General features: G+C 67.2%; 14 protein-coding genes, 1 pseudogene and 1 riboswitch. Of the genes and pseudogenes, 8 read left to right on the forward strand and 7 right to left on the reverse strand.

The genetic code is table 11. From position 1 onward, the window contains the following. Together QQK63_RS16095 and QQK63_RS16100 are read left to right on the forward strand one after the other, a co-directional pair. Positions 1 to 239: pseudogene (locus tag QQK63_RS16095) on the forward strand (hypothetical protein); the annotation flags it as partial. Continuing rightward, positions 232 to 735 carry a periplasmic heavy metal sensor gene (locus tag QQK63_RS16100; RefSeq protein ID WP_277823909.1) on the forward strand — a complete coding sequence of 168 codons (504 nt, stop codon included), beginning with the start codon at positions 232 to 234 and terminating at the stop codon, positions 733 to 735. The pseudogene QQK63_RS16095 and the gene QQK63_RS16100, both read left to right, overlap by 8 nt. A gap of 6 nt (positions 736 to 741) precedes the next feature. Here the strand turns inward: QQK63_RS16100 and QQK63_RS16105 are convergent, their stop codons facing one another. Further along, entirely contained in the window at positions 742 to 2,124 is a 1,383-nt protein-coding gene (locus QQK63_RS16105) for a diguanylate cyclase domain-containing protein (RefSeq protein WP_277823907.1), read from the reverse strand. 116 nt (positions 2,125 to 2,240) lie between these two features. Here QQK63_RS16105 and QQK63_RS16110 point away from each other — a divergent pair, with 116 nt between their 5' ends. Further along, entirely contained in the window at positions 2,241 to 2,519 is a 279-nt protein-coding gene (locus QQK63_RS16110; protein ID WP_336618792.1) for a DUF3572 domain-containing protein, read from the forward strand. An 11-nt stretch (positions 2,520 to 2,530) separates the two neighbouring features. On the opposite strand, the gene QQK63_RS16115 is transcribed toward QQK63_RS16110, so the two are convergent. Continuing rightward, positions 2,531 to 2,974 carry a MarR family winged helix-turn-helix transcriptional regulator gene (locus tag QQK63_RS16115; protein WP_277823903.1) on the reverse strand — a complete coding sequence of 148 codons (444 nt, stop codon included), beginning with the start codon at positions 2,972 to 2,974 and terminating at the stop codon, positions 2,531 to 2,533. A gap of 94 nt (positions 2,975 to 3,068) precedes the next feature. Between QQK63_RS16115 and QQK63_RS16120 the strand changes: the two genes are divergently transcribed. The 5 genes from QQK63_RS16120 (at position 3,069) to QQK63_RS16140 (ending at position 8,615) form a co-directional block, all read left to right on the forward strand. Continuing rightward, positions 3,069 to 3,782 carry an HAD family hydrolase gene (locus QQK63_RS16120; protein ID WP_348540441.1) on the forward strand — a complete coding sequence of 238 codons (714 nt, stop codon included), beginning with the start codon at positions 3,069 to 3,071 and terminating at the stop codon, positions 3,780 to 3,782. A gap of 132 nt (positions 3,783 to 3,914) precedes the next feature. Beyond that, complete coding sequence (locus tag QQK63_RS16125; RefSeq protein WP_277823901.1) at positions 3,915 to 5,483, forward strand: trimethylamine methyltransferase family protein; 1,569 nt, start codon at positions 3,915 to 3,917, stop codon at positions 5,481 to 5,483. Positions 5,484 to 5,597: 114 nt separating this feature from the next. Then, positions 5,598 to 6,185 (forward strand): heme NO-binding domain-containing protein, encoded by a 588-nt coding sequence (locus tag QQK63_RS16130; protein ID WP_277823899.1) that lies wholly within the window; start codon positions 5,598 to 5,600, stop codon positions 6,183 to 6,185. After that, positions 6,182 to 7,243: a GGDEF domain-containing protein gene (locus tag QQK63_RS16135; RefSeq protein WP_277823897.1), complete on the forward strand. Its 1,062-nt coding sequence runs from the start codon at positions 6,182 to 6,184 to the stop codon at positions 7,241 to 7,243. The genes QQK63_RS16130 and QQK63_RS16135 overlap by 4 nt, the downstream gene beginning before the upstream one ends. 52 nt (positions 7,244 to 7,295) lie before the next feature. Next, entirely contained in the window at positions 7,296 to 8,615 is a 1,320-nt protein-coding gene (locus tag QQK63_RS16140; RefSeq protein WP_277823895.1) for an ABC1 kinase family protein, read from the forward strand. A gap of 8 nt (positions 8,616 to 8,623) precedes the next feature. Here QQK63_RS16140 and QQK63_RS16145 read toward each other — a convergent pair whose 3' ends face one another. The 5 genes from QQK63_RS16145 to QQK63_RS16165 all read right to left on the reverse strand — a co-directional run bounded on the left by QQK63_RS16145 (position 8,624) and on the right by QQK63_RS16165 (position 14,425). Next, a complete protein-coding gene (locus tag QQK63_RS16145; RefSeq protein ID WP_277823893.1) occupies positions 8,624 to 8,935 on the reverse strand; it encodes a hypothetical protein in 312 nt (103 codons plus the stop codon). 108 nt (positions 8,936 to 9,043) lie between these two features. Then, positions 9,044 to 9,238: riboswitch (cobalamin riboswitch) on the reverse strand. Positions 9,239 to 9,285: 47 nt separating this feature from the next. Next, a complete protein-coding gene (locus QQK63_RS16150; RefSeq protein WP_277823891.1) occupies positions 9,286 to 10,902 on the reverse strand; it encodes an ABC transporter ATP-binding protein in 1,617 nt (538 codons plus the stop codon). Between the two features lie 2 nt (positions 10,903 to 10,904). Beyond that, positions 10,905 to 11,822: an ABC transporter permease gene (locus QQK63_RS16155; RefSeq protein ID WP_277823889.1), complete on the reverse strand. Its 918-nt coding sequence runs from the start codon at positions 11,820 to 11,822 to the stop codon at positions 10,905 to 10,907. Between the two features lie 4 nt (positions 11,823 to 11,826). Next, positions 11,827 to 12,762, reverse strand: coding sequence for an ABC transporter permease (locus QQK63_RS16160; protein WP_377133380.1), 936 nt, complete (start codon positions 12,760 to 12,762; stop codon positions 11,827 to 11,829). Between the two features lie 91 nt (positions 12,763 to 12,853). Next, on the reverse strand, positions 12,854 to 14,425 hold the full coding sequence (locus QQK63_RS16165; protein WP_277823887.1) for an ABC transporter substrate-binding protein: 1,572 nt from the start codon (positions 14,423 to 14,425) through the stop codon (positions 12,854 to 12,856). Between the last annotated feature and the right edge of the window lie 193 nt (positions 14,426 to 14,618).

Below are 14,618 nucleotides of genomic sequence, written 5' to 3' on the forward strand. Positions count from 1 at the left end.
GCCGCCCCGGCGCGCTGGCCGGCGCGCTTGGCCGATGGATCGCCGCGCTGGGCGGCTGGCCCGCCGTCTCGGGCGTGACGCTGGCGGGCGTTGCCGGTCTTGCCCTCGGCTTTGCCCTGCCCGATGTCGTCGACACATGGTCCGGCGGCCAGATCTGGTCCCTGTCGGGCGGCGCCGGGACCATGCCCGAGATGGGCGCGCTCTGGGATGGCACATGGGAGGAGGGTGGCGATGTCTGATCCAAACACGCAACAGACCGGACCCCGGCGCAGCGGTCGCGGCCTCAAGATCGCGCTTGGCCTGTCGCTCGGTCTCAACCTGCTGATCGTGGGGCTGGTCGTGGGCGCGCTCCTCTCCATCGGGCCGGGGCGGGGTCCGGACGGGGATCCGCGCCTGCGCAGCCTCGGCCTAGGGCCTTTCGCCATCGCCCTCCCGCGCGAGGATCGGCAGGCGGTGACTGACCGGATCGACCGCGACGCACTCCGCGCCGACCGCCGCGAGATGGGGCAGGCGCTGGCCGATCTGCGCGCGGCGCTCCTGTCCCAACCTTTCGACCGCGCCGCGGCCGAGGCGGCGCTGTCCCGATCCCGCGATGCCGCCCATGCCGCGCAGGGGCAGGGGCATCGCGCCCTTCTCGATCACATCGAAACCCTTACTCCGTCCCAACGCGCCGAGCTGGTGGAGCGTCTGGGCCGTGCCCTGCGCCGGATGGGCGGCCCCGAGGGCCGCCGCTGATCCGCGTCAGGCCGCCGAAACATTGGACAGCGTGACCTGATCGCGGCCATGCGCCTTGGCCCCGTAAAGCGCGGCATCGGCCCGATCCAGCAGGCTTTGCGTCGTCTCGCCGCTGCCCGGCCGCGACAGCGCGATCCCCACGCTCAGCGTGATCGCCAGCGCCCGGTCCACGGCATCGAGGCAAAAGGCCTGCCCCGCGACCGCCTTGCGAAGGCCTTCGGCGATGCTCAGCGCATGGGCCGCGTCGCAATCGGGCAGGGCGACGAGGAATTCCTCCCCCCCGATCCGCGCCAGCAAGTCACCCGACCGCAACGCCGACCGCAGCCGGCGCGCGACGCCGTGCAGCACGCTGTCGCCCACGGCATGGCCATGGACATCGTTGACCTGCTTGAAATGGTCGATGTCGAGCAGCATCACCGCCACCGCCGTTCCGTCGCGGGCCAGCATCCGCTCCAGCTCGAACAGACCCTTGCGGCGGTTGTGCAGCCCCGTCAGGCTGTCGGTCACCGCCATCTCCAGCTCCAGCCGCAGCGAGGCGCGCAGCCGGTCGGCCTGCCGCTTGCGGCCCAGTTGCGCACGGATGCGGATCGCCAGTTCCGCCGCGTCGAACGGATCGTAGAGGATGTCATGCGCCCCAAGGTCCAGCGCGATCGCCGCGCGTTCCGCGTCGCCATCGGGCAGGATCATCACGGTTGCCGCATGACGCGTGGCGGGGCGCGACCGCAGGTCGGACAACAGGCGCAGCCCCTCGTTGCGGTGCGACAGGTCGGCGGCGATGACGAAGACATCGGGCACGTCGGTGTCGTCTGCCCCGAAACTGCCCAGCGCCGCGTCGCGCGGCAGGATCGACACCTCGCCGCCCAACCGGTCGTCCAGCGCCGTCTTCCACAGGACCGCGCCCTTGGGCCCCGAGGCGATCAGCGCGATGCGCCCGGGCGTCTCGCGCGCTGCGAAACCTGCGGCAGCCTCGGCGAAACCGGGCGTGGTCTGGCCCCGCAGCTTCAATTCGCGCGCCGTGTCCCGCGCGCGAAGCAAGGACCGCACCCGCGCCAGAAGCGTCACCTCGTCCACCGGCTTGGTCAGGAAATCATCCGCCCCCGCCTCCAGCCCCGCCATCTTGGAGGCGTGATCGGCCAGCGCGGTGACAAGGATCACGGGAATGTCTGCGGTTTCGGGATCGGCCTTCAGGCGGCGGCAGACCTCCAGCCCCGACATCTCGGGCATTACGACATCCAGCAAGATCAGGTCGGGCGCGGCGCTCCGGGCCACGGCCAGCGCGGCAAGCCCGCAATCGGCCTGCTCCACGGCATAGCAGGCGGCGGCAAGCTTGACCTTCATGACGATGCGGTTCGTCGCGACATCGTCGACAACCAGTATTCGCCCTGTCATGCGCGCCTCGCAGCCGTTACTCGTATGTCAGCCGACCCCGGTCTGGTCGCGGACTCTGCACCGGTTTTGGTCCCGAATGGTTAACAAAAGCTTTAGCTGATGGGATTGTCTTGGGGATGAATGAAGACTTGGCGGAAACCCGCGCCCTCGCGGTCCTCGGCTGGATCGCCGGACAAGAAGAGATCTTCCCGGTTTTCCTTGGTGCGACCGGCGCCAGCGAGGCTGATCTGCGCCGCCGTGCGGGCGAGGCCGACTTCCTCGCGGCGGTCATGGATTTCGTGCTGATGGACGATGCCTGGGTGATCGACTGCGCCGCCGCGCTGGGCTGGCCGCCCGAGCAAATGCTGGCCATCCGCGCGGCCCTGCCGGGCGGGAACCTGCCGCACTGGACCTGATCGCGGATCGTTCAGGGCAGCTCGTCTGCCGCGAGCTTCGCCAAAAGCACCTTGAGCGTTTCCAGCTCGGCCTGGCTCAGCTTCTTGTGGAAATGAACCGACGCGGCTCGGCAGAACGGCAGGGCGGCGGCGAATTGCGTCTGGCCCAACTCGGTCAACCGCACCTCGGTGGTGCGGCGGTCGTCGCGGCCCATCTCGCGCAGGATCAACCCGTCATTTTCAAGCTGGCGCAGCGCGCGCGACGTGGCGGTCCGGTCGATGCCCACGAAATTGGCGATGTCCGACGGGTTCTTCTTGCCCTCTTCGGAGACGGCGACCAGAACGCACCACCCCACCCGCGTCAGGCCGAAGCGGCGCAGGTCTTCCTCCACCCGCCGCTCGACGATCCGCGCGGTGCGGGTGATCTGGTGGCCCACGCTGTCTTGCAGGCTGAACTTTTTGCCGGTGCCGTCCATGGTGAGGTTGCGCTATAGAGCCACGCGGTCATTCTGTCACGCCATATACGCATTGGGTGAAAGATTGACACCAAAATCAACCCGGAGTTGTGTCTTGTCATCTCGCCTCTCCACCCCGATCCGGGGTCTTCTGTTCGACAAGGATGGCACCTTGTTCGACTTCCATCTCAGCTGGTCGAACTGGATCGCGGGGCTGATCGACACCCTGTCCGACGGGCTGGACGACCGCCGCGTCCATATCGCGGAATGTCTCGAATATGATTTGGAAAACAGGTGCTTCTTTCCCGGCGCCCTGTCCATCGCCGGCACCGTCAAGGAACAGGCGGCCGTGCTGTCCCCGGCTTTGCCGCATTGGTCCACCGATGCAATCGAGGCCTATCTGGTGCGCGCCGCCGCCGATGTGAGGATGGTCCCGGCTGTGCCGCTTGCCCCGCTCCTTCATGAATTCCGCACCGCCGGACTGCGTGTCGGCCTCGCCACCAACGATGCCGAATCTGCGGCGCGCAGGCATCTTGAAGGCGCTGAAATAATTGACAAATTCGATTATATCGCCGGGTATGATTCGGGCTACGGTGCCAAACCTGATCCGGGCATGTGCACGGGCTTTGCCCGTACCCATGATCTCGACCCCGCCGCCTGCGTCATGGTCGGCGACAGCGCTCATGACCTTGTCGCCGGTCGCGCCGCCGGCATGGCAACCGTCGCGGTTCTGACCGGCATGGCCGGGCCCGAGGAACTGGCCCCGCTCGCCGATGCCGTCCTGCCCGATATCGGTTCGCTGCCCAGCTGGCTGTCCGCGCGCGGCTGACGCGCCGGGCGCGGCGCAGAAATGCGACCCTTACGCGTCGGTTCCGGGCAATCGGGTGCGCCGCCGATGGGCAAACCTGCCCCATGACAGGCGCGGGGCCGGACCCCGCCGCGCGCAGCGAAAGGCCGCCCGATGACCGACACGCTCGACCTTGCTGCCCCGAAGCGCCGCCGCGGCGGCGGGCGCGCGGGCCATTCCGCCCGGGCGGGTGGCCATGTCATCGACCAGATGCCGTGGCGTGTGCCGGTCAACACCGACCGCCCCACCGAACCACTCCCGCCCGAGGGGGTTCAGGCGATCCACGATGGCGCGATGCGCGTCCTGTCCGAGATCGGGATCGAATTCCTGAACGAAGAGGCGCTGGGCCATCTCAAGGCCGCGGGCTGCCGGGTCGAGGGGCAGATGGTCCGCTTCGACCGCGCCTTCGTCGAGGAGATGGTGGCAAAGGCCCCGGCCTCCTTCACCATCACGCCCCGCAACCCCGACCGCGCCATCACCATGGGCGAGGGCCATATGCTCTTCGGCAATGTCTCCTCCCCGCCCAATGCCTGGGACCTGGAGCGCGGCAAGCGGCCCGGCGACATGGCGACCTACCGCGACTTCATCAAGCTGACGCAGTATTTCAACTGCATCCATTTCGCGGGCGGCTACCCGGTCGAACCGATCGACGTGCATCCCGGCATCCGCCATCTCGATTGCCTGTTCGACAAGCTGACCCTGACCGACAAGGCGGTCCATGCCTATTCGCTCGGACCCGAGCGGGTCGAGGACGTGATGGAGATGGTCCGCATCGCGGCCGGTCTCAGCCATGCGGAATTCGACGCAGCCCCCCGCATGTTCACCAACATCAATTCGGTCAGTCCGCTCAAGCACGACTGGCCGATGCTTGACGGCGCGATGCGGCTGGCGCGGCGCGGGCAACCCGTGGTCGTCACCCCCTTCACGCTGGCGGGCGCGATGGCCCCGGTCACGCTGTCGGGCGCGGTGATGCTGAGCTTGGCGGAGGCTTTGGCCGCCATCGCGCTCTTGCAGTGGATCGCGCCCGGCTGCCCCGTGGCCATCGGCACCTTCACCTCCAACGTCGACATGAAATCGGGCGCGCCCGCTTTCGGCACGCCGGAATACATCCGCGCGACCCAGATGACGGGCCAGATGGCGCGCTTCTACGGTCTGCCGCTGCGCTCCTCTGGCGTTTGCGCCGCCAACGTTCCCGATGCGCAGGCGATGTGGGAGACGATGAATTCGCTCTGGGCCGCCGTGCAATCGGGCACCAACATGGTCTATCACGCGGCTGGCTGGCTCGAAGGCGGGCTGATCGCCTCGCCCGAGAAATTCGTGATGGATTGCGAGGTCTTGCAGCAATTCCAGCGCTATTTCGAGCCCTCGATCCTTGGCACGACCGAGGCCGATCTGGCGCTTGACGCCATCGCCGAGGTGGGACCGGGCGGCCATTTCTTCGGCTGCCAGCATACGCAGGACCGCTACCAACAGGCTTTCTACGGCCCCTTCCTGTCGGATTGGCGCAATTACGAGGCATGGCAGGGCGCGGGCGGTCTGTGGACCGCCGAACGCGCGCACGGGCTCTACAAGAAAATCCTCGACGAATTCGAACCGCCCCCGATGGATCCGGCCATCCACGAGGAACTGGCCGCCTTCGTCGCGCGACGCAAGGCGGAAGGCGGCGCGCCAACGGATTTCTGAACCGCGGCAAATGCCCTGAAATCGCCCTGTTTGCGAAAGGCTTCGTTTACGGATCGGCCCCTATCCGTCGCGGGCGGGCCATCGGTCGGCCTGCGGCGGCAAGGGATGGCTTTCATGCACGGGATGGTGAATCGCGCGCTTCAGGGGTTCCTGACCACAACCTACGGCCCCGATGTCTGGGCCGAGGTGCGGGGGCAGGCGGGCCTGCCCTTCGCCGATTTCGAGGCGATGCTCGACTATCCCGACGCCCTGACGCTCGCCTGTTTCGAGGCGGCCTGCCATGTGCTGCACAAACCGCCCAATGCGCTCCTCGAGGATATCGGGACTTGGCTCGTGACCGATCCCCATCTCGAACCGCTGCGCCGCCTGATGCGGTTTTCGGGCGCGGGCTTCGTCGATTTCCTCCATTCGCTCGAGGAATTGGGGGATCGCGGGCGGCTCGCCATGCCCGATCTCGACCTGCCGCAGATCGCGCTCGACCGGCACGATGCAGCCACCTTCACGATCCGGGCGCGCTGGTCGCTGCCGGGGATCGGGCCGATCCTGATGGGATGCCTGCGCGCCATGGCCGATGATTACGGCGCGCTCGCCCTTCTCAGGCTGGAGGGGATCGAGGATGGCGTGGAATGCCTGCGGGTACAGTTGCTCGACACCGCCTTTTCCACCGGGCGCAGCTTCGATCTCGGGCGGGTGGGGGCATGATCGGCCTACCCCCCAGCCTCGACCGGGTGATCGGCCTGTCGGGCGGCGCGCTCGACGTGCTGATGCCGATGCATCTGTGGGCTGATCCCGAGGGGCGGGTGGTGCAGGCGGGGCCGACGCTCACCAAGATGGCGCGGCGCGGCGATCTGACGGGGCTGTCCATCTTCCGCCTGCTCGAAATCCGCCGCCCGCTGCGCGTCGACCATGTGCCGGGCCTGATCGCGTTGGCCGGTCAACGGCTGGGGCTGGTGCTGCGCGATGCGCCCGACCTGCCGCTGCGCGGGGCACTGACCGCGCTGCCGGCCGGAACCGGGCTGATCCTCGACATCTCGCTCGGCCTGTCCTTTGCCCGGGCCGTGTCGGAATTCGGGCTCACGCTCAACGATTTCTCGCCCTGCGACCAGACCGTCGAACTGCTCTACCTGCACGAGGCCAATACCGCCACCATGGCGCTGTCGCGCCACCTGTCCCACCGGCTCGAGACCGCCCGCGCCGCGGCCGAGGCGCAGGCGCTCAGCGATCCGCTCACGGGTCTGGCCAACCGCCGCGCGATGGATGCGGCCATCGCCCGTTGCCTCGACGATCCAACGCAGGAGATCGGGCTTTTGCACCTCGACCTCGATCTCTTCAAACAGGTCAACGACAGCCTTGGCCATGCTGCGGGCGATGCGGTTTTGGAACGGGTCGGCTCGATCTTGCGCCAGCAGCTGCGGCACGATGATCTGGCCGCGCGCGTGGGCGGCGACGAATTCCTGATCCTCCTGCGCGATTGCACCGCCCGCGACGGGATGGAGCCTCTGGCCGCTCGCCTCATCGCCACGATCGAAGAGCCGATCCCTTTCCAAGACGGGATGTGCCGGGTCTCCGCCTCCATCGGCCTCGTGGCCAGCGTCGACTATCCCCACAGACCCGGCATCGACCGGCTGCTGGCCGATGCCGATGCCGCGCTCTATGCCGCCAAGCGCGCCGGGCGCGGCCGCTGGTCCGCGCATATCCCGCCGCCGCGCGGGCCCGGTCGGCGCGCGGGCGACGCGGCGCGCGTGACCCCGGGGGATTGAGCGGTCGCCCATCGGCGCTATCTGCCGGAGACCAAGCGCAACGCAGGCCCCCATGACCCGATCCCCCGATCTTCGCCCCCATCCCGTGCCCTCGGGCCGCTTTGCCCGCGCGCGCCGCATGGGCGGGCTGGCCACCGGGCTTGCAGGCGGCGTGGCGCTGGGCGGCGCGCAGGCGCTGTTGCGGGGCCAGCGTCCCCGCCTCGCCGATCTGGTGATGACGCCCGCCAACATCACCCGGCTAGCCGACCGCCTGTCCGAAATGCGCGGGGCCGCCATGAAACTCGGCCAGCTCCTGTCGATGGAGGCGGGCGATCTCCTCCCCCCCGAGCTGGAAACCATCCTCTCCCGCCTGCGCGCGCAGGCCCATGTCATGCCGCCCCAGCAGTTGAAGCATGTGCTACAAGACGCCTACGGCCCCGATTTCCGCAAACTATTCCGCAGCTTCGACACCACGCCGCTGGCCGCCGCCTCGATCGGGCAGGTGCATCGCGCCACCACGCCCGACGGGCAGACACTCGCCGTCAAACTGCAATATCCCGGGGTCCGCGACGCCATCGACAGCGATCTCGACAATGTCGCGGCGCTGATCCGCTGGTCCGGCCTCTGGCCCGCCGAGCTTGACCTCAAACCCCTGATGGCCGAGGCGCGCACCCAACTCCACGAAGAAGCCGATTACGCCCGCGAGGGGGCGGCCCTTGCCCGCTTTGGCGCGCTTCTGGCGGGTGACGACCGTTTCGTCGTGCCCCGCCTCGACGAGACGCGCACCCGCCCGGCGGCGCTGGCCATGAGCTTCGAACGCTCCGAACCCATCGAAACGCTGGCCAGCGCCCCGCCCGCGATCCGCGACCGGGCGGTCAGCGCCCTTCTCGAACTCTGTCTGCGCGAATTGTTCGATTTCCGCCTGATGCAGACGGACCCGAATTTCGCCAATTACCGCTGGCGGCCCGATACCGGCCAGATCGTGCTGCTCGATTTCGGCGCCACGCGCGAGATTTCGGCGCCCGTGGCCGAGGCCTATCGCCGCCTCCTCCGCGCAGGCCTCGACCACGACCAGCCCGGCGTCCTCGCCGCGCTCGAAGGGATCGGCTTCATCAAGCCCGGCCTGTCCGACACCCACCGTCGGACCATCCTCGACATGTCCGAAATGGGCTTCACCCTCCTGCGCGGGCCCGAACCCTTCGACTTTCGCGGCAATGATTTCGCCGAGCGCCTGCGCAAACGCGGGATGGAGATCGGGGGCGAGCGCGAGCTTTGGCACCTGCCGCCGCCCGAAACCCTGTTCCTGCAACGCAAGATCGGCGGGCTGTACCTGCTGGCCACGCGTCTTGGCGCGACAGTGGATGTCGCGGCCCTGGTGCGGCGCTTCGCCTGATCGACCGCTTACAACGACAACCGCCGCGTCCGTGCACCGCCCCGCCTGCGGGGTAGGGGCAGCGACAGGTCCAAGGGCGTCAACGGCAGGGTCAGCGACGTGGCCAGAAGCGCGCAGAACTCCGCCACTGCGGGCGAGGCCCCGGCATAGGGTTCCGCAAGGCGCAGCGCCGCCCGCGCGGCGCGCGGATAGGGCATATCGCCGGACAATCCGCCCAGCCATTGCATGTAGCCCAATTGCCCCAATTCGCGGGCCCGCTCAGGCGCGGCCTCCGGTCCTTGGTGGCTCAAAAGCTGGATCAGGGTCTTTTCGGTAAGCATTGCGCCCTCCGCGCAAGGGGGCGGGTTCTGCATGAGGCAGGCGTGAGGGGGGCGCGGCACGGGTCCGGTCGCATGTCGATCACTCCTGTCCGGACACCCCGCCCGGGTTTCGGTTCAAGGGCGATGGCAGGTCTCCTGGCTTGCGGGTCTGGGCTCGTCCGATCCTTCCCGGGCGGTGGTTTGCCCAGTGGTTCATCGGGGTCGCTCGCCGCTCACAGTTGCGGGGGCAGCCGCGGGTTTGCACCGCGTTCCCTTTTCAGACCGGAGGGCTCGCCACCGGTCACCATCCCCGCCATCAGACGCCGCCGCCCGGCCCGGGTCAAGCCATATCGCGGATCAGGCCCGCGGCATCATCCCTGCGCGGCGCGCCGCTCCAACAGGCCCGTCAGCCAATCGGGGTCCATCTCCGGCACCGACGACAAAAGAAGCTCGGTATAGGGCTCATGCGGCGGGGCAAAGATCTGCGCCTTGGGTCCTTTGTCGACCACGCGGCCCTTCTGCATCACCACCACGTCGTCGGCGATGGCGCGCACGGTGGCGATGTCATGGGTGATGAACATGTAGGACAGGCCCAATTCGTCCTGCAGCCGGGTCAGAAGCTTCAGGATGCCCTCCTGCACGATCTGGTCCAGCGCCGATGTCACCTCGTCGCAGATGATCAGTTTCGGCTCCGCGGCCAGCGCCCGGGCGATTCCGATCCGCTGCTTTTGTCCGCCTGACAATTCGCCCGGCAAGCGGTCGATATAGGTGTCCGGCTCCAGTTCGATCAGCGCCAACAGGTCGCGCACCCGCGCCTCCAGCGCCCGGCCCCGCAGACCAAGGTACATCTGCGCGGGCCGCCCGATCAGTTCGCGCAGGCGCAGCTTGGGGTTCAGCGCGGTATCGGCCATCTGGTAGATCATCTGGACCTGCCGCAGCTGGTCGCGCGTGCGCGATTTCAGCGCCGGGGGCAGAGGGCTGCCCTCGAACAGCACCGTTCCCGCGCTTGGCGGCAAAAGGCCGGTGATGACGCGGGCGGTCGTCGATTTCCCCGATCCGCTTTCACCCACCACGGCCATGGTGCGGCCCGGATGCAGGTCGAAACTCACATCCTCCAGCACTGGCACCTTGCCATAGGCCGCGCTCACGCCTTGCACCGACACCAGCGCCGCGCCGGGGCTGTCGGTGCGTTCGGGGCGGGCGAAACTGCGCACGGCCCACAGGCTCTTGGTGTAGTCCTCGCGCGGTGCGGCCAGCATGGCCCGCGTCTCGGCCTCCTCCACCTCCTCGCCGCGCAGCAGCACCTTGATCCGGTCGGCGGCCTGCGCGACCACGGCCAGATCGTGGGTGATGTAGATCGCCGCCGTGTCGAATTGCCGAACGATGTCGCGGATCGCGGCCAGAACCTCGATCTGCGTCGTCACATCCAGCGCGGTCGTGGGTTCGTCGAAGATGATCAGATCCGGACGGCAGGCCATCGCCATCGCCGTCATCGCGCGCTGCAATTGCCCGCCCGACACCTGATGCGGATAGCGAAAGCCGATCCCCTCGGGGTCGGGCAGTTGCATTCTCCGGTAGAGCTCGATCGCATCCTCTTCGGCCTTGTCGCGGCCCATCACGCCATGGGTCACGGGCCCTTCGGCATATTGGTCGATCAGCCGATGCGCCGGGTTGAAACTTGCCGCCGCCGATTGCGCGACATAGGCGATGCGCTTGCCGCGCAATCCGCGCCGCTGCGCCTCGGAGGTGCGGCGCAGGTCGATCCCGTCGAACTCGATCGTGCCGCCGGTGATCCGGCACCCGTCGCGGGCGTAGCCCATCGCGGCCAGACCCACGGTCGATTTGCCCGCGCCGCTTTCCCCGATCAGGCCCAAAACCTCGCCCCGGTGCAGCGTCAGGTCCACGCCCTTCACGATCTCGGACCAGGTGTCGCCCGAGCGTCCCTCGATCCGCAAATCTTCAATCTTCAGTAAGATATCGCCCGACATCTTCACCCTTCCTTAAGGCCCGAGGCCCGGTGAAGCTGCCAATCGACCACGAAATTCACCGCCACGGTCAACAGCGCGATACAGCCCGCAGGCAACAGCGGCGTCACATCGCCAAAGGTGATGAGCGTCGCATTGTCCCGCACCATGCTGCCCCAATCGGCCGTGGGCGGCTTGATCCCGAGCCCAAGGAAGCTGAGCGAGGAAATCGACAGGAAAACAAAGCAAAAGCGCAGTCCGAACTCGGCCACCAATGGCGCCATCGCATTGGGCAGGATTTCGCGCCGGATCAGGAACCACGCGCCTTCGCCGCGCAGCTTTGCCGCCTCGATGTAATCCATGACCACGATGCCTTGCGCCACAGACCGCGCCAACCGAAAGACGCGCGTGGCATCGACCGCCGCGATCACAAGGATCAGGGACAGCACCGAAGTCCCGAAAATCGTGAGCAATAACAACGAAAAGATCAGCGCCGGAATGGCCATCAGCGCATCGACGAACCGCGATAGCAACTGGTCGAGCCATCCCCCCGTGAGCGCCGCCCACAGCCCGAGGATCGACCCCACCACAAAGGCCAGCGCGGTGGTGGCAAAGGCGATGCCCACCGTATTGCGCGCCCCGTAGATCAACCGCGAAAGCATGTCGCGCCCGATCCGGTCGGTGCCCAGCGGATGTTCCGCGTTCCACGCCTGGAACTGGCTGCCCACGATCTCGCGCTCTGGAAAGGGCGCAAGCACGGGGGCCGCGATGGCGACGATTGCATAGATCAAGATGACCAAAAGGCCGAAGGCCGCCGTCAGCGGCATGTCATTGACAAGACTGCGGGATTGCCCGGTCAACACGGCCCGGCCGCCCGCGCGGATCACCCAGGCCAGTGCAAAGAGCCCGGCAAGCCCAAGCGTGACGGTGGCGGCGAACCCCATGTCGCTACCTCCGGTGCATCAGGCGCGGATTGCTCAAGGTCGAGAGCACGTCCGCGATGAGGTTGAGGCCCACATAGGCCGTGGCAAAGATCAGCGCGACCGCCTGCACCACCGCGATATCGCGGTTCGACACGGCATCTACCATCAACTGCCCAAGGCCGGGGTAGACAAAGACCACCTCCACCACCACGACGCCGGTGATCAGATAGGCAAGGTTGAGCGCCACCACGTTGATGATGGGGGCCAGCGCATTGGGTAGCGCATGACGCAACACGATCCGCAAGGGCGACAGACCCTTCAGCCGCGCCATCTCGATATAGGGGCTGGCCATCAGGTTGATGATCGCGGCCCGTGTCATCCGCATCATATGCGCCGTCACCACCAAGGTCAGCGTCAGCGCCGGCAAAAAGGTCATGTAAAGCCGCTCGCCCATGGTCGTGGTCGGGTTGATCCGCACCATCGACGGGAAAAGCCCCGTCTGCGCCAGCCACAGGACAAGGATATAGGCCACGAAGAATTCAGGCAGCGAAATCGCCCCCAGCGCGCCCGCATTGGCGGCGCGGTCAAAGATCGAATTGCGCCACAGCGCGCTCAGGATGCCAAGGGTCAGCGCGATGGGCACCGATAGGGCGGCGGCATAGAGCGCAAGGAAAACGGTGTTGCCCAGCCGCGCGCCGATCAGGTCGGCGATGGGGCGGTTGGTTGCCAGCGACACGCCGAAATCCCCGGTCAGGGCCCCGCTCAACCAGTTCCAGTAGCGCACGGGGGCGGGATCGTTCAGGCCCAGTTGCTCGCGTAGCGCCGCCAAGGTCTCTGGCGTGGCCGACTGGCCCAGAAGCTGGGACGCCAGATCACCGGGCAACAGTTCGGTCGCCCAGAAGATCACCAAGGACACGACGAACAAAAGCCCGATGCCCAGCGCCACGCGCGTCAGGATCATACGGATCAGATTGGACAGAACCCCGTCCTCCGCCTTGTTGTCAGGAGAATGTCCGCCCGGCCCGCATCAGGGGCCGGGCGGGACGTGCGGATCAGGCCATCCACCAGCGCTCGACGCAGCGGAAGCCGTCGAGGTTCCAGTTCGATCCGATCTGCTCGGGCGTGCCCACGCCATTGGCAACCGCCATGACGAAGTTGTTGTACATCGGGATGACGACCGATCCTTCGAAGGACACGATCTGCTGCATCTCGTGATACATCTCGCGGCGCAGATCCTCGTTCACCTCGGACCGGGCGGCGAGCAGCAACTCGTCGAACCGTTCGTTCGACCAGAAGCTGTCGTTCCAATCCGCGCCCGTCGCATAGGCGGTCGTGAACATGTGATCCTCGACCGCGCGGCCGCCCCAGTAGCTGGCGACAAAGGGTTCCTTCATCCACACGTTGTCCCAGTAGCCATCGTTCGGCACCCGGTCGACGGTGATGTTGATGCCTGCCGCCCGCGCATTCTCCGAGAACATGGAGGCCGCGTCGACCGCGCCCGAAAACGCCGCATCGGCCGCCTTGAGCGTTACGTCGAGGCTTTCTAGCCCCGCTTCGCGCAGGTGGAACCGTGCGCGGTCGGGGTCATAGCCCTTTTGCTCCATGTCCGCGAAGAAATAGCGGTTTGCGGGTCCGATCGGGTTGTCGTTGGACACCGCGCCATGACCGCCGAGGATCGTGTCGACCATCGCCTGACGGTCGAGCGCGTATTTCAGCGCCAGCCGCACGTTGTTGTCGCTGAAGGGTGCCGCGCGGGCATCCATCGGGAAAACGTAATGCGCGTTCGCCGGGATCGACAGGATGCGCGCCACACCGCGCCCTTCCAGCATCCCGATGGTGGCCGGGTCCACCTGGTCGATCAGATGCACCTCGCCGGTGATCAGCGCGTTCAGGCGCGCGGCCGGATCGAGGATCGAAAGGATTTCCACCCGGTCGAACCAGGCGCGGTTTTCCTTCCAGTAATTGGGGTTGCGCGTCAGCGAGGCTTGGACGCCCGGCTCGTAGCTTTCGACGATATAGGGGCCGACGCCATCGGTGGAGGCCGGGTCGATCCGCCCGTCCGTCGCAGGCATGATCGGGATGTGGTAGTCGGTCATCAGATAGGGCAGGTCGGCATTGGCCGCTTCCAGCGTGATGACAAGGTTTTGTCCATCGGCGCGCACATCGCTGATGGCCGACAAAAGCGTCTTGATCGCGCTCGTCGCCTCCTCGCCCCGGTGATGGTTGATCGAGGCGATCACGTCATCGACGGTGACGGTGCGCCCGGAATGGAAGGTCACCCCCTCGCGGATGCCGAAAACCCAGGTGACGCCGTCGGCGCTTTCCCAGCTTGTCGCCATCTCGGGCACAAGCTGTCCGTCGGCGCCCACCTCGATGAGCTGGTTGTGGCGGGCCGCGGCGAAGGTCTGGACGTAGAGGTTGTCCCACAGGCCGGGGTCGAGGCTGTCGGTGGTCGAGCCATGGCCGAGGCCGATCCGGAACGTGCCGCCGCGCGTCTGAGCGCGGGCCGATGTCACGCCATGCGGCAGGATCAGGCCCGCAGCGCCAAGGGCGGCGGCGCCTTGCAGCACGCCACGGCGCGACACGCCACGGTTCGCCATGGCGGGAAGTTTGGGGTATTTCATCGTCGTTCTCCCTGTGGTTCGCCCCTCGCTTTTCGCGGGGGCGTTCGTTCCGTCGGGCCAGGGTTGGCACCACGCGACCCTGCGGTCGCATCGGCCCGTCTGGGGCCCGGCTGGCGCGATCATACATACCGGGCGGCTGTGACAAAGCCTTGAATCGCCCGAATGCGACGGTTTGTGCCCGTGGGCCCCTTGG

The sequence above is a fragment of the Roseicyclus marinus genome (assembly GCF_030163795.1).
Lineage (GTDB): Bacteria > Pseudomonadota > Alphaproteobacteria > Rhodobacterales > Rhodobacteraceae > Roseicyclus > Roseicyclus marinus.

Excerpts from the sequence above, each read along its gene's own strand:
- QQK63_RS16140 (WP_277823895.1), top strand. The coding sequence starts at position 7,296 with ATGACCCGATCCCCCGATCTTCGCCCCCATCCCGTGCCCTCGGGCCGC.
- QQK63_RS16165 (WP_277823887.1), bottom strand. The coding sequence starts at position 14,425 with ATGAAATACCCCAAACTTCCCGCCATGGCGAACCGTGGCGTGTCGCGC.
- QQK63_RS16105 (WP_277823907.1), bottom strand. The coding sequence starts at position 2,124 with ATGACAGGGCGAATACTGGTTGTCGACGATGTCGCGACGAACCGCATC.
- QQK63_RS16145 (WP_277823893.1), bottom strand. The coding sequence starts at position 8,935 with ATGCTTACCGAAAAGACCCTGATCCAGCTTTTGAGCCACCAAGGACCG.
- QQK63_RS16160 (WP_377133380.1), bottom strand. The coding sequence starts at position 12,762 with ATGATCCTGACGCGCGTGGCGCTGGGCATCGGGCTTTTGTTCGTCGTG.
- QQK63_RS16110 (WP_336618792.1), top strand. The coding sequence starts at position 2,241 with ATGAATGAAGACTTGGCGGAAACCCGCGCCCTCGCGGTCCTCGGCTGG.
- QQK63_RS16125 (WP_277823901.1), top strand. The coding sequence starts at position 3,915 with ATGACCGACACGCTCGACCTTGCTGCCCCGAAGCGCCGCCGCGGCGGC.
- QQK63_RS16135 (WP_277823897.1), top strand. The coding sequence starts at position 6,182 with ATGATCGGCCTACCCCCCAGCCTCGACCGGGTGATCGGCCTGTCGGGC.
- QQK63_RS16150 (WP_277823891.1), bottom strand. The coding sequence starts at position 10,902 with ATGTCGGGCGATATCTTACTGAAGATTGAAGATTTGCGGATCGAGGGA.
- QQK63_RS16130 (WP_277823899.1), top strand. The coding sequence starts at position 5,598 with ATGCACGGGATGGTGAATCGCGCGCTTCAGGGGTTCCTGACCACAACC.
- QQK63_RS16155 (WP_277823889.1), bottom strand. The coding sequence starts at position 11,822 with ATGGGGTTCGCCGCCACCGTCACGCTTGGGCTTGCCGGGCTCTTTGCA.
- QQK63_RS16115 (WP_277823903.1), bottom strand. The coding sequence starts at position 2,974 with ATGGACGGCACCGGCAAAAAGTTCAGCCTGCAAGACAGCGTGGGCCAC.
- QQK63_RS16100 (WP_277823909.1), top strand. The coding sequence starts at position 232 with ATGTCTGATCCAAACACGCAACAGACCGGACCCCGGCGCAGCGGTCGC.